Annotated in this window: 18 protein-coding genes and 1 tRNA gene; 10 read left to right on the top strand and 9 right to left on the bottom strand. The window is 73.4% G+C overall.

The window, feature by feature from the left end; translation table 11 throughout:
• Positions 1-95: 95 nt before the first annotated feature.
• Positions 96-947, bottom strand: coding sequence for a trypsin-like serine peptidase (locus ACFVUY_RS13110; protein WP_387693802.1), 852 nt, complete (start codon positions 945-947; stop codon positions 96-98).
• A gap of 189 nt (positions 948-1,136) precedes the next feature.
• On the opposite strand from ACFVUY_RS13110, the gene ACFVUY_RS13105 reads away from it, so the two are divergent.
• The 5 genes from ACFVUY_RS13105 to ACFVUY_RS13085 all read left to right on the top strand — a co-directional run bounded on the left by ACFVUY_RS13105 (position 1,137) and on the right by ACFVUY_RS13085 (position 4,462).
• Positions 1,137-1,210: transfer RNA gene (locus tag ACFVUY_RS13105), tRNA-Ile, on the top strand.
• Positions 1,211-1,545: 335 nt separating this feature from the next.
• Positions 1,546-2,493, top strand: a complete 948-nt coding sequence (locus tag ACFVUY_RS13100) for an SPFH domain-containing protein (protein WP_387693803.1) — start codon at positions 1,546-1,548, stop codon at positions 2,491-2,493.
• A 9-nt stretch (positions 2,494-2,502) separates the two neighbouring features.
• The gene (locus ACFVUY_RS13095; RefSeq protein ID WP_359915252.1) at positions 2,503-2,730 is read left to right on the top strand and encodes a hypothetical protein; all 228 of its coding nucleotides are present in this window, start codon (positions 2,503-2,505) and stop codon (positions 2,728-2,730) included.
• 50 nt (positions 2,731-2,780) lie between these two features.
• On the top strand, positions 2,781-3,449 hold the full coding sequence (locus ACFVUY_RS13090; RefSeq protein WP_387729655.1) for a GPP34 family phosphoprotein: 669 nt from the start codon (positions 2,781-2,783) through the stop codon (positions 3,447-3,449).
• A gap of 101 nt (positions 3,450-3,550) precedes the next feature.
• Complete coding sequence (locus ACFVUY_RS13085) at positions 3,551-4,462, top strand: 1-aminocyclopropane-1-carboxylate deaminase/D-cysteine desulfhydrase (protein WP_387729653.1); 912 nt, start codon at positions 3,551-3,553, stop codon at positions 4,460-4,462.
• A 54-nt stretch (positions 4,463-4,516) separates the two neighbouring features.
• Here ACFVUY_RS13085 and ACFVUY_RS13080 read toward each other — a convergent pair whose 3' ends face one another.
• Complete coding sequence (locus ACFVUY_RS13080; RefSeq protein WP_387729651.1) at positions 4,517-6,085, bottom strand: LCP family protein; 1,569 nt, start codon at positions 6,083-6,085, stop codon at positions 4,517-4,519.
• A gap of 119 nt (positions 6,086-6,204) precedes the next feature.
• Positions 6,205-6,669 (bottom strand): MarR family transcriptional regulator, encoded by a 465-nt coding sequence (locus tag ACFVUY_RS13075; protein ID WP_359915259.1) that lies wholly within the window; start codon positions 6,667-6,669, stop codon positions 6,205-6,207.
• A gap of 137 nt (positions 6,670-6,806) precedes the next feature.
• Between ACFVUY_RS13075 and ACFVUY_RS13070 the strand changes: the two genes are divergently transcribed.
• Positions 6,807-7,835 carry an NADP-dependent oxidoreductase gene (locus tag ACFVUY_RS13070; RefSeq protein WP_387729649.1) on the top strand — a complete coding sequence of 343 codons (1,029 nt, stop codon included), beginning with the start codon at positions 6,807-6,809 and terminating at the stop codon, positions 7,833-7,835.
• A 363-nt stretch (positions 7,836-8,198) separates the two neighbouring features.
• Positions 8,199-8,693 (top strand): DUF3145 domain-containing protein, encoded by a 495-nt coding sequence (locus ACFVUY_RS13065; protein ID WP_359913089.1) that lies wholly within the window; start codon positions 8,199-8,201, stop codon positions 8,691-8,693.
• A gap of 109 nt (positions 8,694-8,802) precedes the next feature.
• Here ACFVUY_RS13065 and fabF read toward each other — a convergent pair whose 3' ends face one another.
• The 5 genes from fabF to ACFVUY_RS13040 all read right to left on the bottom strand — a co-directional run bounded on the left by fabF (position 8,803) and on the right by ACFVUY_RS13040 (position 13,836).
• The gene (fabF, locus tag ACFVUY_RS13060; RefSeq protein WP_359913086.1) at positions 8,803-10,068 is read right to left on the bottom strand and encodes a beta-ketoacyl-ACP synthase II; all 1,266 of its coding nucleotides are present in this window, start codon (positions 10,066-10,068) and stop codon (positions 8,803-8,805) included.
• Between the two features lie 186 nt (positions 10,069-10,254).
• Entirely contained in the window at positions 10,255-10,494 is a 240-nt protein-coding gene (locus ACFVUY_RS13055) for an acyl carrier protein (RefSeq protein ID WP_224283099.1), read from the bottom strand.
• Positions 10,495-10,569: 75 nt separating this feature from the next.
• Positions 10,570-11,601 carry a beta-ketoacyl-ACP synthase III gene (locus ACFVUY_RS13050; RefSeq protein ID WP_387693807.1) on the bottom strand — a complete coding sequence of 344 codons (1,032 nt, stop codon included), beginning with the start codon at positions 11,599-11,601 and terminating at the stop codon, positions 10,570-10,572.
• Positions 11,598-12,548, bottom strand: a complete 951-nt coding sequence (locus ACFVUY_RS13045) for an ACP S-malonyltransferase (protein ID WP_387693808.1) — start codon at positions 12,546-12,548, stop codon at positions 11,598-11,600. Before ACFVUY_RS13045 ends, ACFVUY_RS13050 begins: the two co-directional genes overlap by 4 nt.
• Before the next feature lie 91 nt (positions 12,549-12,639).
• On the bottom strand, positions 12,640-13,836 hold the full coding sequence (locus tag ACFVUY_RS13040; RefSeq protein ID WP_359913095.1) for a helix-turn-helix domain-containing protein: 1,197 nt from the start codon (positions 13,834-13,836) through the stop codon (positions 12,640-12,642).
• Between the two features lie 225 nt (positions 13,837-14,061).
• Here ACFVUY_RS13040 and ACFVUY_RS13035 point away from each other — a divergent pair, with 225 nt between their 5' ends.
• Positions 14,062-14,838, top strand: a complete 777-nt coding sequence (locus ACFVUY_RS13035) for a pirin family protein (protein WP_387693809.1) — start codon at positions 14,062-14,064, stop codon at positions 14,836-14,838.
• Between the two features lie 58 nt (positions 14,839-14,896).
• On the opposite strand, the gene ACFVUY_RS13030 is transcribed toward ACFVUY_RS13035, so the two are convergent.
• Positions 14,897-15,733, bottom strand: coding sequence for a serine hydrolase domain-containing protein (locus tag ACFVUY_RS13030; protein WP_387693810.1), 837 nt, complete (start codon positions 15,731-15,733; stop codon positions 14,897-14,899).
• A 133-nt stretch (positions 15,734-15,866) separates the two neighbouring features.
• Between ACFVUY_RS13030 and ACFVUY_RS13025 the strand changes: the two genes are divergently transcribed.
• Both ACFVUY_RS13025 and ACFVUY_RS13020 read left to right on the top strand, forming a co-directional pair.
• Positions 15,867-16,370 (top strand): MerR family transcriptional regulator, encoded by a 504-nt coding sequence (locus tag ACFVUY_RS13025; RefSeq protein WP_380358834.1) that lies wholly within the window; start codon positions 15,867-15,869, stop codon positions 16,368-16,370.
• The gene (locus ACFVUY_RS13020; protein WP_387693811.1) at positions 16,367-17,380 is read left to right on the top strand and encodes an aldo/keto reductase; all 1,014 of its coding nucleotides are present in this window, start codon (positions 16,367-16,369) and stop codon (positions 17,378-17,380) included. Before ACFVUY_RS13025 ends, ACFVUY_RS13020 begins: the two co-directional genes overlap by 4 nt.
• The last annotated feature ends 103 nt before the right edge of the window (positions 17,381-17,483 follow it).

The raw sequence follows: 17,483 nt of genomic DNA, 5'->3' as shown, positions 1-17,483 counted from the left end.
GGCGGGCACCGGGGCCGTGCGTTCCGCCGTTCGTGAGGAAGATCTACCAGGCCGTGCCCGGCGGCGCCAGCGCCGCGTGTCGGGTCCGCCGCGGATCAGCCGGTGGCGCGGTCGTACAGGGCCTGGACGCGGTCGCCGAAGTAACTGCTGTACGAGGTGTCCGGGCTGCTGCCGCCCTCCTGGTAGCCGCCGATCACGCCGACCACGGTGCCGGTCCTGGTGGCCGGGTCGAAGTCGGTGACCCACGGGCTGCCGCTGGTGCCGCCGGTGTAGTCGGGGCAGTCGATCCGCAGCTGGGTGGGGCTCTGCCGGTCGGTGGTGTTGGAGCAGGTGATCGGGACGCCGCTGCTGCTCGGGTAGCCGGTGATCTTCACCGGGAGCCGGTAGCCGCGGTTGACGCCCAGTCGGTTGGCGCCGAGCACCTGCTGGACCTGGCGGCCGTCCTGTGCCTGGACGATCGCGAAGGCGACGTCCATGTCCGGGTCGGCGTGGTCGTTCCAGTCGTCGTCCACGGTGACGGCCAGCAGCGGCCAGACGCCGCTGGGGGTGTCGCCGTCGCGGTAGCCGGGGACGAAGACCAGATCGCCGCGCTGCCCGAGCCGCGGGTCCCAGACGCAGTGGGCGGCGGTGACGACGAGGTTGAGCCCGGCGCTGTCGACCACACTGGCGGTGCAGAAGTGGTCGCCGTCGGCGTTGCGGGTGAACACCGCGCCGACCAGGCCGTTGAGCACGGTGGGCCTGGCGGTGCGGGTGACCCCGGTGTGCCGGCCGGCCGCTCCCCTGAGCCGCTGCCGGTTCCAGCCGTGGCTGTCGACGGAGGAGGCGGTGGGAGGTGCCGAGGTGACGGTGGGGGTGCCCCCGCCCGGGCCCGCCGCGGTGGTGCAGCCGGCCGCGGCCAGCACCAGTGCGAGCGTCGCGGCCGCCGCCCCCGTCCCACGAATCGTCATCCGCCCAGGCTGCCCCGAACGGGTGCCCCGCCGCCACCCGGGCTGCGCCGCCCGGGAGGCGCGTACCGTCGCGCACCCAGCTGCGCCCCCGGCGCGCACCACGGGTGATCGACCGGCTATGCTGCCCGGGACGGCCTCGCTGGGGCCGTCTGCTGCTGCCGTGCCGACGACCGGCGCGTGCGGCGAACCGGGGCGGTAGCTCAGCCGGTTAGAGCAGGGGACTCATAATCCCTTGGTCGTGGGTTCGAGTCCCACCCGCCCCACCTTCTCGATGTGCGACGAGTGTCGTACGACCCTTCGCGGGCGGGCCGCCGAGCCGGCGCCCGCCGCCTTCCCACCGCCTGCGACGTCGCAGAGTCTAGGCCGCGGCCACCCCCTTCCCCGTGTGGCGCGCCGGAATTCACCCGCTCGTGGGCATCGGCCCGGGCCGTCCCCGACGGTCGTGCGCCGCCGCTCGGCGGCCGTTCCTTCCCCCTTCCCGTCGCCGCCGGGCGGCCGTCCGTTCCCCTGTTCCCGTCGCCGGTCTCTGGCGCGGTGCGGCAAAAAAGTGATATCACTTTGCCATCGGATGCGGATGCTCGCAGAAGGAGTCGCTCCCATGACCACACCGCCTTTCGCCGTCGAGGACGGCCCCGCGCTGGACCTCCCGGTCCCCAGGATCACCGAACGGGTCATCACCGGGGCGGCCGGCCTGCCGGTGCTCTGCGGCGCACTGTTCGGCCTGCTCGCCGGGGTCGGCTCGGTCATCGCCGGCGCGGCCCAACTGTCCTCGAAGACCAGCGGGTTGGGCATCGCCCTGGTGATCGCCGGGCCGCTGCTGCTGCTCGGCTCACTGCTGACGACGTTCGGGCTGACGGTGGTCTCGCCCGGTCAGGCCCGGGTGGTCCAGCTGCTCGGGCGCTACCGGGGCACCATCCGCGCCGAGGGCCTGACCTGGCTGAACCCGTTCACCAACCGCCGGCACATATCGCTGCGGATCCGCAACCACGAGACCGAGACCACCAAGGTCAACGACGCGGACGGCAACCCGATCGAGATCGCCGCCGTGGTGGTCTGGCAGGTCGAGGACACCGCGATGGCGCTCTTCGAGGTGGACGACTACGCCGACTTCGTCGCCATCCAGACCGAGACGGCCGTGCGGCACATCGCCACCAGCTACCCGTACGACGCCCACCACGAGGGCCAGTTGTCGCTGCGCGACGGTGCGGACGAGATCGCCCGCAAGCTCTCCGCCGAGATCTCCGCCCGGGTCGCCGCGGCCGGGGTGCGGGTCGTCGAGTCCCGGATCACCAGGCTCGCGTACGCTCCGGAGGTCGCCCAGGTGATGCTCCAGCGCCAGCAGGCCGGGGCCGTGGTGGCGGCGCGCAGGCTGATCGTCGAGGGCGCCGTCGGTATGGTCGAGGAGGCGCTGGAACGGCTCGCCGAACGCGATGTCGTGGAGCTGGACGAGGAGCGCAAGGCCGCCATGGTGAGCAACCTCCTGGTGGTGCTCTGCGGCGACCGCGGCACCCAGCCCGTCGTGAACACGGGCTCCCTCTACCAGTAAGGCGAGGCCTTGGCGACGGAACGGAAGAAGCTCCTGTTGCGACTGGACCCTTCAGTTCACGACGCGCTCGCCCGATGGGCCGCGGACGACCTGCGCAGCACCAACGCGCAGATCGAGTTCCTGCTCCGCCGGGCCCTCACCGACGCGGGGCGGATGCCCGGCGGCGCGGCCCGGCTTCCCCGGCGCGGACGCCCGCCCAAGGAGGACCCGGAGAGCGGCGGTCCCGGCGGGGACTGACCGCGGCGGCCCGGGCCACCCGCAGATCCTCCAGATCCTGGGAGAACGAGATGGACCTGCCTGCCAACCTGCCCGAGAAGCTGTACCTGCTCGCCCACGACCCGCGGCGCGGGCGGACCACCCAGCACTCCTCGCTCAACCTGCTGCTGCAGGCGGCGGCGCTGACCGAGCTGTTGCGCCGGGGCCTGCTGTACGAGGAGGGCCGCAAGGCCGTCGCCCGGGTCCGCGGCGGCGCCGCCGAGGACGGCCTCGACCCCTACAGTGCCGACCTGTTGGGCCGGATCAGGGCCACCCGGCCGCACAGCTGGAGCTCGTGGGTCGGCCGCGCCAGGAGCACCGGGCGCGACCAGCCGATCCGCCGGGTCCGGGACGGCCTGGCGGAATCCGGCCTGATCACCCTCCGGCCGCACCGGGTGGCCGGCCTGTTCCCGGTGACCCTGGTCACCGTGCACGACCCCGGGGTCCGCAAGGCGCTGGAGGCCCGCGTCGCCGGGGCGCTGACGGGCCCGTTCAGCCGGGTCGACCCGGCCGACGCGGCGCTGACCGCCCTGGTGGCGGCGGGGAAGCTCCGTACGGTGCTCGGCTCCAGGGAGCGCCGGGAGCACCGCGGCCGGATCGCGAAGCTGGCCCCGGCGGCCGGCCCGGTCCCGCGCGCGCTCGGTACCGCCCTGGCCTGGCGGGCGGCGGGCCACGCCGCGGAGAGCGCGGCCCTGGGCTGACGGACCGTCCACGGGGGTGACGGTCCGTCCGCGGGGCCGCGGAGCCCGGTCGCCCGTCCGGCGGCCGGGCTCCCGGCCGTCCGGGCCCGTAAGCTGGCCGGATGCTCGAACCCGCCCTGCTGCCGACCCCGCTGGTGGACTGCGCCGACGAGGCCTTCGCCCGGGCCGGGGTGGAGCTGCGGCTGAAGCGGGACGACCTGCTGCACCCGACCGTTCCCGGCAACAAGTGGCGCAAGCTGGCGCCCAACCTGGCCGCCGCCGTGGAGCAGGGCCACACCCGGCTGCTGACCTTCGGCGGCGCCTACTCGACCCACCTGCGGGCCGTCGCGGCCGCCGCCGGGGCGCTCGGGCTGGAGAGCGTCGGGCTGGTGCGCGGCGAGGAACTGGCCGACCGGCCGCGCAACTGGTCCCTGCGGGCCGCCGAGGCGGCCGGGATGCGGCTGGAGTTCCTGACCCGGGCCGAGTACCGGGAGGCCACCGGCCGGGCCGAGGGGGAGCACGGCACGGACGCGCCGCTCCGTCGCTGGGGCCGCTGCCTGGTGCTCCCGGAGGGCGGCTCCAACGCCCTGGCCGCCGTCGGCGCGGCCGCGATCCCGGCCGAACTGCCCGGTCTCGGCGAGCGGGACGTGGTCTGCTGCCCGGTCGGCACCGGCGGCACCCTGGCCGGTATCGCGGCCGGTCTGCCGGCGGGCGCGCGGGCGCTCGGGGTGGCCGTGCTGCGCGGCGGCGAGGGCTACCTGGAGGCGGAGGTCGCCCGGCTGCACCGGGCCGCCTACGGGCGCGGGTTCGGCAACTGGCGGATCGACCACGGGCACCACGGCGGCGGCTACGGCAGGGTCCCGGCCGAGCTGGCCGATTTCGCCGAGCGGTTCGAGCGCCGCCACGGGATCGCGCTGGAGCGCCGTTACGTCGCCAAGCTGCTCGCCGCGCTGGCGGACCTGGCGGGGGCGGGCGCCTTCCCCCGCGGCGCCCGCCTCACCGCCGTCGTCACCGGGCTGCCGGACCCGCAGTAGCGACCGGTCGGCTCGTGGCCCACGGTCCGCGGCCCACGGTCGGCAGTCGTCCGGTCAGCCGAAGGTCAGGTTGGCGCACGGGTCGGTGTCGGCGTTGCGGGTGTTCTCCGCTATGCCGGTGGGGACGCCGCCCGGCACACCGCTCGGGACACCGCCCGGGGTGCTGCCGGGGGTGGTGCCCGGGGTGGCTCCCGCCGGGGCACCGGCCGGGGCACCGGGCTCCGGGCTCGGGGCGGCCACCGTGTCGATCCGGGTGCCGGCCGCGCGGAAGTCGGCGCCGAGGGTGACGGTGATCGCCTCCGAGCCGGGCTCCTCGACCGCCCTGGCGCCGGGGAAGAGCGCCACGACCTGGTCGGCGGTGGCCTTCAGCGCGGGGTCGTAGGAGACCTGGGTGGCCTGGTGGCCGGGGGTGTTCTGGCCGAGCGCGACGTTGCGGAAGCCGCGTGCCTTGAGCGTCTCGGCGCCGGAGCCGGCCAGGCCGGGCGTGCCGACCCCGTTGACCACGGTGATCGGCGCCGCGCTCTGCTCCGGGGTGAGCGGGGTGAGCGGGGTGCCGGGGGCGGTGCCCGGGTCGGCGCCGGGGGAGGCGGTCACCTGGCCCGTCCCGGAGGTGCTCTGCCCGTCCAGGGTGCGGTCCTCGCGCAGCAGCTTCCAGAGGGCGTCGGCGTCCGGCTGCACCAGCCGTATTCGGTCGCCGGCGAAGCGCCAGGGCGCGGTGACGAAGGAGACGTCGGAGAGCTTGATGTCCTGGATCGAACGGGCGAAGTCCACCAGCTTCATCGCGGTGCCCAGCCCCTCGTCCACGGTGAGCGACTTGGTGGCCGCGTCGGCCAGCGGCAGCAGGGTGGGCAGTGAGAAGCCCTGGCCCTGGACCTTCTTGATCATCGAGGAGAGGAAGGCCTGCTGACGCTTCATCCGACCGATGTCGGAGTTGTCGCCGATCCCGTGGCGCGTCCGCAGGTAGTCCACCGCGGACTGTCCGGAGAGCTTCTGGAGGCCCTTCTTGAGGTGTATGCCGTACTGGTTGACGTCGTTGGGCACGCAGGCCTCCACGCCGCCCACGGCGTCGGACATCGCGGCCGCGCCCTTGAAGTCGACCACGACGGTGTGGTCGATCCGCAGCCCGGTGAGCTTCTCCACGGTGTTCTGGGTGCAGGCCGGGTTGCCCTTCTCGGCGAGGCCCACGGTGAAGGCGGAGTTGAACATCTGGTCGGTCTTCGGCGTCGTCCAGGTACCGTTCGGCAGCTTGCAGGACGGGATGGTGACCAGGGTGTCGCGGGGGATCGAGACGCCGACGGCGTGCTTGTGGTCGGCGTAGACGTGCACCAGGATCGCGGTGTCCGAGTGGCCGACGCCCTCGTCGCCGCCGCCCAGCGAGTCGTTGCCCTCGTCGCGGGTGTCCGAGCCGAGCAGCAGCACGTTGACCGGGACGGAGGCGCCCGGGCTGGCCGGGACGGGGGCCGGCGGGCGCTCGGTGGCGACGCCGCCGGAGTCGAAGGTGGTGATGTTGTTGTCCAGCCGGTGGTAGAACCAGGCTCCGGCGCCCACGACCGACAGCACCAGTACGGCGGCCAGGCCGATGGCGGTCCGCAGGTAGCGGCGCCGACGCGTACTGCTGCTCATCCTCCGTGCCCCCCGTCTTCAGGTCTCTCGCGTTCGATGTTCGAACGTTAGACGTTCCGGGAGGCTGTTCGGTTACCCCCCTGGGGCCCGCGGAAGGCCCCCGGGTCCTGTGATGCTGGTCACGCGCCGGGGCCGGAGGCGCCCGCGAGCATCCGCCGGAGCAGGTCGCGCAGCGCCGTCCGCTCGTCCGGGCCGAGCGCGGCCAGTGGCTCGCGGGCGAAGTTCAGCGACTCGCGCAGTTCCTCGGAGGCGGCCGAGCCGGTGCCGGTGGCGGCGACCAGCTTGACCCGGCGGTCGTGCCGGTCGGCCTCGCGGGTCACGAAGCCGCGGGATTCGAGCCGGTCGACGATGCCGGTGATGTTGGAGGGCTCGCAGCTGAGCGTCTGGGCGATCTGGCGCATCGGCATCGGGCCGCGCCGCAGCAGCGCGAGCACCTTGGCCTGGGCGCCGGTGAGCGAGCGGGCGGCGGCGGCCTCCTCGTACTCGCGGTGGAACAGTGCGACCAGGTTGGCCATCAGGTCGACGACCTCGCGGGTGATCTCGTCGGGCTGCGGCGCGGCGTCCTGGATCGACTGGGTGTCCATGGTCGACAGTCTACCTGAAAAGTTGACAACGTGAACCTTTCATGCCCATCGTTACTTCAGTTGCTCAACCTTTCAGGTGCCGAAACTGCACCTGAACCACACCTGAACCCGCAGCCGAACCGCAAGGAGCGCCCCCGATGGCAGAGCAGGCCGCAGCCCCCGCGACCGCCCGTGAATGGCACCTCGCCGCCCGCCCGCAGGGCTGGCCGGTGCCGACCGACTTCGCCCTGGTCGAGGCCCCGGTCCGAGCCCCCGGCCCGGGCGAGATCCTGGTCCGCAACGCCTACCTCTCGGTGGACCCGTACATGAGGGGCCGGATGAACGACGTGAAGTCGTACGTCCCGCCGTTCCAGCTGGGCCGGGCCATGGACGGCGGTGCGGTCGGCTACGTCGTCGCCTCCGGGGCCGAGGGCTTCGCCCCGGGCGACGCGGTGCTGCACGGGCTCGGCTGGCGCGAGTACGCGACCCTGGACGCCGGGCGCGCGGTCAAGGTCGACCCGGCCGCCGCCCCGCTCTCCGCCTACCTCGGCGTGCTCGGCATGCCCGGCCTGACCGCCTACGCCGGCCTGCTCGCCGTCGGCGCCCTGAAGGAGGGCGACAAGGTCTTCGTCTCCGGCGCGGCCGGTGCGGTCGGCTCGCTGGTCGGGCAGATCGCCAGGCTCAAGGGCGCCTCGCTGGTGGTCGGTTCGGCCGGCTCGGCGCAGAAGGTGGCCAGGCTGGTGGACGAGTACGGCTTCGACGCGGCCTTCAACTACAAGGACGCCCCGGTCGCCGAGCAGCTCGCCGAGGCCGCCCCGGACGGCATCGACCTCTACTTCGACAACGTCGGCGGCGACCACCTGGAGGCCGCGATCGGCGCGCTGAACGTGCACGGCCGCGCGGTGCTCTGCGGTGCCATCGCCCAGTACAACGACACCGCCGCACCCGCCGCCCCGCGCAACCTCGCGCTCGCCATCGGCAAGCGGCTGCGCCTGGAGGGCATGCTGGTGGGCGACCACGCCGGGCTCCAGCCGCAGTTCGTCGCGGAGGTGGCCGGCTGGCTGAAGTCCGGTGAACTGCGCACCGAGGAGACAGTGGTGGACGGTTTCGAGAACGCCGCCGAGGCCTTCCTCGATCTGCTGCGCGGCGTCAACACCGGCAAGATGGTCGTCCGCCTGGACGGCTGACGCTCCGTCAGGTCCCCGGACCGCCCCGTCGCCCGCACCGGGCGGCGGGGCGGTCGGGCATCGGCGGTGCGCGCTCGGGCGCGGGCGGCGCGGCCGCACTACCGCATTCCGGCCGGATCCGAAAGTGCGTCATCCATCCTGCGGCGCCGCGCGGTACGGTGGTCCCGCCGGCGATGGGGCCGTTCGGGGGAGAGATCCGGCCGAGGGGTAGACCTCGTTGAGGATTCGACTAGCATTGAGCGAAAGCCTGTCCGTTTTGCTCAATTTAGTAGCTTAATGTCGGCTAACGTGAGTAACTGCGGATCAACTGCAGGCACGAGGCAGCTGGGGAAGGCGACCCTCGTCCACAGCCTGGAGGTCCCGGTGACGACACGTGGAGTTCTGTACATCCACACCGCGCCCCGCGCGCTGTGCCCGCACGTCGAGTGGGCCGTCGCGGGGGTGCTCGGTGTGCGGGTGAGCCTGGACTGGATCCGCCAGCCGGCCGCACCCGGGCACTGGCGTGCCGAGCTCTCCTGGCAGGGGGAGCCCGGTACGGCTTCGAAGCTCGCCTCCGCGCTGCGCGGCTGGCAGCTGATGCGGTACGAGGTGACCAGCGAGCCCTGCGCCACGGCGGAGGGGGAGCGGTACAGCAGCACGCCCTCGCTCGGCATCTTCCACGCCGTCACGGGCATCCACGGCGACATCCTGATCCCCGAGGACCGGTTGCGCGCCGTCCTGCTGCGCGCCCGCAGCGAGGGGGCCGACCTGGAGGCCGAGATCGCCCGGCTGCTCGGCAAGCCCTGGGACGACGAGCTGGAGCCGTTCCGGTACGCGGGCGAGGGCGCGCCGGTGCGCTGGCTGCACCAGGTGGTCTGAGGCCGCCCCGCACGGACCGGGGCCCGGCACGGACCGGCCCGCACGGACCGGACGGACACGACGAAGGGGCCGGCGCTCGAGGAGAGCGCCGGCCCCTTCGTCACGGGCGTCAGCGGGTGCGGAAGGCCAGCACCACGTTGTGGCCGCCGAAGCCGAACGAGTTGTTCAGCGCGGCGATCCGGCCCTCGGGCAGCTTGCGGGCCTCGTCGCGGACGATGTCGGCGTCCACGTCGTCGTCCAGCTCGTCCACGTTGATGGTCGGCGGGGCGATCCGGTGGTACAGCGCCAGCACGGTGGCGACGGTCTCGATGCCGCCGGCGCCGCCCAGCAGGTGGCCGGTCATCGACTTGGTGGCCGAGACCGCGATGTGGTCGAGGTCGTCGCCCAGCTCCTTGCGCAGCGCCTTCAGCTCGGCGGTGTCGCCCTGGGGGGTCGAGGTGGCGTGCGCGTTGACGTGCACGATCTCGGCCTTGTCCAGCTCGTTGCGCTCGAACAGGTCGGCCAGCGCGCGGGCCACGCCGGCGCCGGTCGGCTCGGGCTGGGCGATGTGGTGGGCGTCCGAGGACAGGCCCTGGCCCACGGCCTCGCAGTAGATCCGGGCGCCGCGCGCCTCGGCGTGCTCGACCGACTCCAGCACGACCACGCCGGCACCCTCGCCCAGGACGAAGCCGTCGCGGGCCTTGTCGTAGGGGCGGGACGCGCGCTGCGGGTCGTCGTTCTTCTTGGACATCGCCATCATGTTGGCGAACGCGGCGATCGGCAGCGGGTGGATCGCCGCCTCGGTGCCGCCGGCCACCACGACGTCGGCGCGGCCGGTACGGATCATCTCGATCGCGTAGCCGATCGCCTCGGCGCCGGAGGCACAGGCGGAGACGGGGGTGTGCACGCCCGCGCGGGCGCCGACCTCCAGACCGACGTTGGCCGCCGGGGAGTTGGGCATCAGCATCGGGACGGTGTGCGGGGAGACCTTGCGGGCGCCCTTCTCCTTCAGCACGTCGTACTGGTCGAGGAGCGTGGTCACGCCGCCGATGCCGGAGGCGATCACGGCGCCCAGGCGCTCGGGGGCGAGCTTGGAGGACTCGTCGGTGGCGGGGGTCTCGTAGCCGGCGTCGGCCCAGGCCTCGCGGGCGGCGATCAGAGCGAACTGGGCCGAGCGGTCCAGCTTGCGGGCCAGCGGGCGGGGCAGGATCTCGCCCGGCTCGACGGCGGTCCTCGCCGCGATCTTCACCGGCAGGTCCTCGGCCCACTCCTCGGTCAGGGCCGCCACGCCGGACCTGCCGGCGACCAGGTTCTCCCAGGTGCTGGCGGCGTCGGCGCCCAGCGGCGTGAAGGCGCCGATACCCGTGACGACCACGGTGCGGTTTTCAGCGGTCACTGGTTTCTTCTTCTCTCACGTGTGCGGGGGGTCGGCGGCGTGCCGAGGAAGGGCCCGGCCGGGCGCCCCGAGTGGGGGCGTCCCGGCCGGCGGGGTCGGCCAGGCTCGACGAGCCCGGCCGACCGGTCAGCCTTCGCCGGCGTACGGGACGCCGGACGGGCTGGCCGAGTCGAACTGGTCGACCGATCAGGCGTTGAGGATGTAGTTCACCGCGTCGCCGACGGTCTTCAGGTTCTTGACCTCGTCGTCCGGGATCTTGACGTCGAAGCGCTCCTCGGCGGCCACGACGACCTCGACCATGGACAGCGAGTCGACGTCCAGGTCGTCGGTGAAGGACTTGTCGAGCTGGACGTCCTCGGTCGGGATGCCGGCGATCTCGTTGACGATCTCGGCGAGACCTTCCAGGACCTCTTCCTGGGTAGCCATACTGGCTGCTCCTCTACGGTGTTGAGCGTGTCCGGCCGGCGGCCGGGCACAGGCTTGTGAATTGGGCGAATGCGCCTAGGGGAGAGTAACGACTGCTGCGGCGTACACGAGACCCGCCCCGAACCCGATGATCAGGGCCAGGTCCCCGCTGTGGGCCTCACCGCTCTCCAGCATGCGTTCCATCGCCAGCGGGATGGAGGCCGCGGAAGTATTGCCGGTCTCGGCGATGTCGCGGGCGACGGGTACCGACTCCGGCAGCTTGAGCGCCTTGATCATGGCATCCGTGATCCGCATGTTGGCCTGGTGGGGGATGAACGCGCCGAGCTGGTCGGCGGTGATCCCGGCGGCGTCCAGCGCCTGCTGGGCCACCTTGGCCATCTCCCAGACCGCCCAGCGGAAGACCGGCTGGCCGTCCATCCTCAGGGCCGGCCACTTGGTCTCCTCGCCCGCGCCGTTGATCGCGTCGGACTTGGCGAAGGCGGTGTCCCAGGCCTGGGTCTGGGTGATGAGGTCGGCCTGCGAGCCGTCCGAGCCCCAGATCAGCTTGCCGATGCCGGGGGTGTCCGACGGGCCGACGATCGCGGCGCCGGCGCCGTCACCGAAGATGAAGGCGGTGGAGCGGTCCGACTGGTCGGTCAGGTCGCTGAGCCGCTCGACGCCGATGACCAGCACGTACTCGGCGTTGCCGCCGCGGATCATGCCGTCGGCCAGGCCCAGGCCGTAGCCGAAGCCGGCACAGGCGGCCGAGATGTCGAAGGCCGGGGCGTTGCCGCAGCCGAGCCGCTCGGAGATCTCGGTGGCGATCGCGGGGGTCTGCTTGAGGTGCGAGACGGTCGAGACGATCACGCCGCCGATCTGCTCGGCGGAGATCCCGGCCTGGGCGATGGCCTTGCCGGCCGCCTGGACCGACATCTCGGCGACGGACTCCTCCGGGCCGGCCCAGCGGCGCTCGGCGATCCCGCTGCGGGTGCGGATCCACTCGTCCGAGGAATCGATCCACTCCAGGACCTCGGAGTTGGGGATCACCCGGACCGGGCGGTAGCCGCCGACGCCGAGGATGCGCGAGTACTGCGCGCCGCTCACCGGACGGATCTGGGGCTTGGTCATGCCTGGGTCTCCTGCTCCTGACCGCCGTGCTCCGCAACGAGCTCGCGGGCCTTGTCCAGATCGGCGGGGGTCTTGAGGGCGAGCGTGGCCACACCCTTGAGGTTGCGCTTGAGCAGTCCGGTGAGGGTGCCGGCGGGGGACAGCTCGATCACGGCCGTCGCACCCAGCTGCCCGAGGGTCTCCATGCAGAGGTCCCAGCGGACGGGGTTGGAGACCTGCGACACCAGGCGCGCGAGCACCTCGGCACCGGTGTCCACGACCGCGCCGTCCTTGTTGGAGACGTAGCGGACCAGCGGGTCGGCCGCGGTCAGCGTCGGGGCCAGCTGGGCCAGCCGCTCGACGCCCGGGGCCATGTGCTCGGTGTGGAAGGCGCCGGCCACCTTGAGGGCGATCAGCTTGGCGCGGGCCGGCGGGTCCGCCTTCAGCGCCTCCAGCTGGTCCAGCGTGCCGGCGGCGACGATCTGGCCGCCGCCGTTGTTGTTGGCCGGGGTCAGACCGTGCTCGGCCAGCTTCGCCGCGACCTCCTCCGGATCGCCGCCGAGCACGGCGAGCATGCCGGTCTCGGTGACGGCGGCGGCCTCGGCCATGGCCCGGCCGCGCTCACGCACGAAGGTCAGCGCGTCGTGGGCGCCGAGCACCCCGGCGCCGGCGGCGGCGGTGATCTCACCGACGCTGTGACCGGCCACGGCACCGACCAGCTTGCGGGCGGCGTCCTCGTCCGGGAACAGCTCCCGGGCGGTCACCAGACCCGCCGCGACCAGCAGCGGCTGGGCGACGGCGGTGTCCTTGATCTCCTCGGCGGACGCCTCGGTACCGGCGTGCACCAGGTCGAGCCCGGCGACCTCCGACCAGCCGCGGAGGCGGTCGGCGACGCCGTCGAGCTCCAGCCAGGGGCTGAGGAAACCGGGGGACTGAGCACCCTGTCCAGGGGCGACGATTACGAGCACGGTTCAACCCTCTCTCGCCAGGCGCCCAGGGGCGGGTAGGCGACGGTAACGAAGAAAACCATCCGTGATTGTGCGGTTCCTACACTCCGGCTCAGCCGGGCTCCCCGACGGCGCCCAACCGGCCGAGGGCCAGTGCGATCCGCAGGGTGAACGCCGAACGTACGTCGGAGGGGGCGTACCCCGTGACGTCAGTCACACGTCGCAGCCGGTAGCGCACCGTGTTGGGGTGGACAAAGAGCATCCGGGCCGCGCCCTCCAGAGAGGAGGCCTGCTCCAGGTAGACGCTCAGGGTCTCCAGCAGGGCGGACCCGGCCTCGTCCAGCGGTGTGTAGATCTCCTCCACCAGCTGACGGCGCGCGGCCTGGTCGCCGGCCAGTGCCCGCTCGGGCAGCAGATCGTCGGCCAGCACCGGGCGGGGGGCGTCCGGCCAGGCGGCGCAGGCCCGCAGGCCGGCCGCGGCGGCGTGGGCCGAGCGGGTCGCGGAGAGCAGGTCGGGCACGGTCGGGCCGACCACCACCGGGCCCGGCGCGAACTGGCCGATCAGCGCCCGGGCCGCGTGCACCGGCTCCTTCTCGCCGCCGACCACGACCACCAGGCGCTTGCCCAGAACCCCGGTCAGCACGTTCAGCTTGGCGTACCGGGCGGCCCGGCGGATCGCCTCGACCACCAGCTCGCTGTCGCCGTCCGGCGCGCTGCCCATCACCACCCGGACCTGGCTGGGCTGGCCCCAGCCGAGCGCGGCGGCGCGGGAGAGCACACCCTCGTCGGCGTCGCCGGACAGCAGAGAGTTGACCACCAGCGCCTCCAGCCGGGCGTCCCAGGCGCCGCGCGCCTCGGCGGCCTGGGCGTACACCTGGGCGGTCGCGAAGGCGATCTCCCGGGCGTAGACCAGCACCGACTCGCGCATGTCCGCCTCATCGCCGGGGGCGGCCACCTCCTCGATGGCCTCCTCCATCACCTCGATCGTGGTGCGGATCAGCTCGACGGTCTGGCGCAGGGTGATCGCCCGGGTCAGCTCGCGCGGAGCGGTGCCGAAGACGTCGGTGGAGATCGCCTGGGCGGTGTCGGGGTGGCGGTACCACTCGGTGAAGGCGGCGATGCCGGCCTGGGCGACCAGGCCGATCCAGGAGCGGTGCTCCGGCGGCATCCGCCGGTACCAGCCGAGCTGGTCGTCCATCCGCGAGATCGCGGCGGTGGCCAGCTTGCCGGAGGACTTCTCCAGCCGCTTGAGCGTCGCCGCCCGGCGCTCGGCGCGCTCGGCGGCGTTTCTGCGCTCCTGGGCGGTCAGGCGGGGCGCCGCACGGCCGGGGCGGTCACGGGCCGACCGGGCGGCCGGGCCCTTTCCGGCGGGGTCGGGTGCGGGGCTGGGACTGGGTTCGCTCTTGGAGTTCGCGGAGGCGGCTGGCACAAGGACAAGACTGCCTCACGCGAGTGACTGCTCGTGCACACCCCCCCGGCACGGTGGCGCGGTGGCAGGAGTCACACCCGTGGGCCCAGCCACTACGGTGGGTGCGTGACCGAAGCCCCCGACCGCCCCCGTGCCGACCTGCGCCGCACCGCCGAGCGCTACCGCTCCGTCCCGGCCGAGGGCGTCGAGACCAGGCACGCGTTCTCCTTCTCCGGCCACTACGACCCGAAGAACACCCACTTCGGGGCGCTGCTCGCGTGCAACGAGGAACTCCTCGCCCCCGGCGCCGGATTCGAGGAGCACAAGCACCGCGACACCGAGATCCTCACCTGGGTGCTGGAGGGCGCGCTCGCCCACCGGGACTCGCACGGCCACAGCGGGGTGGTCCGACCCGGGATGGTCCAGCACCTCAGCGCCGGTTCCGGGGTCACCCACACCGAGCGCAACGTCGGCGGCGCCACCGGGCCGGTCCGCTTCGTCCAGATGTGGCTCCAGCCGGACGAGTTCGACGCGCCCCCCGCCTACGGCCTGCGCAAGGTGGAACCGGCGGACGGCGGGTTGACGCTGCTCGCCTCCGGGCTGGAGCGGGACGCCGGGACGGACGCCCTGCGGCTGCGCCGCGGCGACGCCGCGCTCTGGCTGGCCACCGCCGGGCCGTGGCAGCCGCTGCCGTCACTGCCCGAGGCGCCCTGGCGGTACGCCCACCTGACCGCCGGCTCGCTGGGCTACCGGACCGTCCCCGGACCCAAGGGCGGCGGGCGTTCGATGGTTCCGGGCGACAGCGTGCGGATCACCGGCGAGGCCTTCGCCGACCCGGCGGCGGGGGAGACCGGAGCCGAGCTCCTGCTCTGGGAGATGCACTCGCCGGTCTCCTACGGGTAGGGCGTGTCCGACAGTTCCCGCCGGGTGCGCGGCGAATGGTCGGACACGCCCCAGCGGCTCAGCGCTTCGGGAGTTCTTCGAGCACCGCGTCGGAGAAGGCCGGCCAGGCCTCGACCGCCCACGGCCCGAAGTCCCGGTCGGTGAGCGCGACGCAGGCGGCGCCGGCCTGCGGGTCGACCCACAGGAAGGTGCCGGACTGGCCGAAGTGCCCGAAGGTTCCGGGGGAGTTGGCGGCGCCGGTCCAGTGCGGGCTCTTGCCGTCGCGGATCTCGAAGCCGAGGCCCCAGTCGTTCGGGCGCTGGTGGCCGTAGCCGGGCAGCACGCCGCTGGTGCCGGGGAAGGCGACCTCGCGGGTGGCCTGCCGGAGCGTGGACGGGTCCAGCAGCTTGGGTGCCTGCAGCTCGGCGGCGAACCGGGCGAGGTCGGCGACGGTGGACAGGCCGCCGGCGCCGGCCGGGGACTTGTGCGCGGTGTTGATCAGGGTGTCCGTCATGCCCAGCGGCTCGAACACCGCCTCGGCGGCGTAGCGGGAGAACTCGATCCCGGCGGCCTCGGACAGCGTCCGGGCCAGCACGTCGAAGCCCGCGTTGGAGTAGAGCCGGCGGTTGCCGGGCTCGGCGAACAACCGGTGCTCGTCGAAGCCCAGGCCGGAGGTGTGCGCGAGCAGGTGGCGGACGGTCGAGCCGGCCGGACCGGCCGGGTCGTCCAGCTCGAACACGCCCTCCTCGACGGCGACCAGCGCCGCGTACGAGGTGAGCAGCTTGGTCACCGAGGCGAGCGGGAACAGGTGCTGCTGCGGCCCGTGCGCGCCCAGGACCGCGCCGTCCGCCCCCCGGACCACCACCGCCGCGGCATGGGGCACCGGCCAGTTCTCGATCATCCGCAAGCTCTCCATGGGATCCGACTGTAGTCGCCGGGAAATTCCGCGGAGAAGGTGGTGGTGGAGCCACCCGGGTGTCGGGCTTGCTTGGAGTGCACTCCAACTCGGTAGCGTCGTTCACGTCGTACAGGACAGGGGGAAACGAGCGATGGCCGCACCCGCACGCATCGAGATCGACCTGCGCAGCTGCTCCGAGGTGTTCAGCCGCCCCGTCGGGGATCCGGACCCGAGGCCGAGGCACACCATCAGCGAGGTCGCCGCGGCGAGCGGGCTGACCACCCACACCCTGCGCTGGTACGAGCGGATCGGCCTGCTGGACCCGGTCGACCGGGCGGCGGGCGGCCAGCGCCGCTACTCCGACGCCGATCTGCACCGGCTGGCCTTCCTGGGCCGGCTGCGGCTGACCGGCATGTCGGTGGCGGACATGCTCAAGTACGTGGACATGGCCCGCCAGGGCGAGCAGACCTACGGGGAGCGGCGGCTGCTCCTGGAGGCCCAGCGCGAGGAGGTCCGACAGCGGATCGTGGACCTCCAGGCCACCCTCGCCGTCCTCGACTACAAGATCGATCTCTATGCCGGGAAGGTCGCCGGTGGCGCCGGGATCCCGGCCACGTGCCAGAACATCCATGTAGAGGAAGAGCAGAGCGCATGACTCAGACCGTCCTTCCCACCGTCGAACTCGGCACCGGCGGCCCGCTGGTGGGCGTCCAGGGCCTCGGCTGCATGGGCATGAGCGAGTTCTACGGCCCCACCGACACCGGCGAGGCGCTCGCCACCCTGGACGCCGCGCTGGCGACCGGTGTCACCCTCTTCGACACCGCCGACATGTACGGCTCCGGCCGCAACGAGGAGCTGATCGGCCCCTTCGTCCGGGCCAACCGGGACCAGGTGGTGCTCGCCACCAAGTTCTCCATCCTGCGCTCCGAGGAGGACGGCGCGGTCCGCGGCATCAGCAACGACCCGGCGTACATCCGGACCGCGGTGGACGCCTCGCTGCGCCGCCTCGGCACGGACGTGATCGACCTGTACTACATGCACCGCCGCGACCCGGCCGTGCCGCTGGCCGACTCGGTCGGTGCCATGGCCGAGCTGGTGCGGGCCGGCAAGGTGCGCCACCTCGGCCTGTCCGAGGTGACCGGGGCGGAGCTGCGCGAGGCGCACGCGATCCATCCGATCGCCGCGCTCCAGTCCGAGTGGTCGGTGTTCGCCCGCGACGTCGAGCGCACGGCGGTCCCGGCCGCGGCGGAGCTGGGCGTCGCCTTCGTGCCGTACTCGCCGCTCGGGCGGGGCTTCCTGACCGGCGCCTTCCAGGACGCCAAGGAGCTCTCGGCGGACGACTACCGCCGTTCCCACCCGCGCTACACCGGCGACAACGCGGCCGCCAACGCCGAACTGCTCGACCCGCTGCGGAAGATTGCGGCGGCCCGCGGCGTGACGCTCGCCCAGGTCGCACTGGCCTGGGTGCACCAGCAGGCCGAGGTGCACGGGCTGGCCGTCGTGCCGATCCCGGGCACCCGCAGGCGCGGCCGGCTCGCCGAGAACACCGCGGCGGCGACGCTGCGGCTGACCGCCGAGGAGCTGGCGCTGCTGGAGCCGGTGGCCGGCCGGGTGGCGGGGAACCGCTACGCGGACATGAGCTCCACCTCGGCGGCGCGCGAGTAGCGGGACCGGCGGCCCGGGGGGGCGCGGGCGGGGGCCCCCCCCCCCCCCGGGCGGGGGCGGGGTGCGCACGGCCCCCCCCCCCCCGGCGCAAAACAAAAAAAAC

It is taken from the genome of Kitasatospora sp. NPDC058063, from assembly GCF_042885395.1.
In the GTDB taxonomy this organism is placed as follows: Bacteria; Actinomycetota; Actinomycetes; order Streptomycetales; family Streptomycetaceae; genus Kitasatospora; species Kitasatospora lactacystinica.
Note: the sequence above shows the minus strand (reverse complement) of the source record. Positions and strands in the feature narration are given on the sequence as shown.

Bases quoted from the DNA above. Each gene is read 5' to 3' on its own strand.
- ACFVUY_RS13080 (WP_387729651.1), bottom strand. From the start codon at position 6,085: ATGAGCAGCAGTACGCGTCGGCGCCGCTACCTGCGGACCGCCATCGGC.
- ACFVUY_RS13110 (WP_387693802.1), bottom strand. From the start codon at position 947: ATGACGATTCGTGGGACGGGGGCGGCGGCCGCGACGCTCGCACTGGTG.
- ACFVUY_RS13050 (WP_387693807.1), bottom strand. From the start codon at position 11,601: ATGACCAAGCCCCAGATCCGTCCGGTGAGCGGCGCGCAGTACTCGCGC.
- ACFVUY_RS13025 (WP_380358834.1), top strand. From the start codon at position 15,867: ATGGCCGCACCCGCACGCATCGAGATCGACCTGCGCAGCTGCTCCGAG.
- ACFVUY_RS13100 (WP_387693803.1), top strand. From the start codon at position 1,546: ATGACCACACCGCCTTTCGCCGTCGAGGACGGCCCCGCGCTGGACCTC.
- ACFVUY_RS13090 (WP_387729655.1), top strand. From the start codon at position 2,781: ATGGACCTGCCTGCCAACCTGCCCGAGAAGCTGTACCTGCTCGCCCAC.
- ACFVUY_RS13085 (WP_387729653.1), top strand. From the start codon at position 3,551: ATGCTCGAACCCGCCCTGCTGCCGACCCCGCTGGTGGACTGCGCCGAC.
- ACFVUY_RS13020 (WP_387693811.1), top strand. From the start codon at position 16,367: ATGACTCAGACCGTCCTTCCCACCGTCGAACTCGGCACCGGCGGCCCG.
- ACFVUY_RS13030 (WP_387693810.1), bottom strand. From the start codon at position 15,733: ATGGAGAGCTTGCGGATGATCGAGAACTGGCCGGTGCCCCATGCCGCG.
- ACFVUY_RS13055 (WP_224283099.1), bottom strand. From the start codon at position 10,494: ATGGCTACCCAGGAAGAGGTCCTGGAAGGTCTCGCCGAGATCGTCAAC.
- ACFVUY_RS13070 (WP_387729649.1), top strand. From the start codon at position 6,807: ATGGCAGAGCAGGCCGCAGCCCCCGCGACCGCCCGTGAATGGCACCTC.
- ACFVUY_RS13075 (WP_359915259.1), bottom strand. From the start codon at position 6,669: ATGGACACCCAGTCGATCCAGGACGCCGCGCCGCAGCCCGACGAGATC.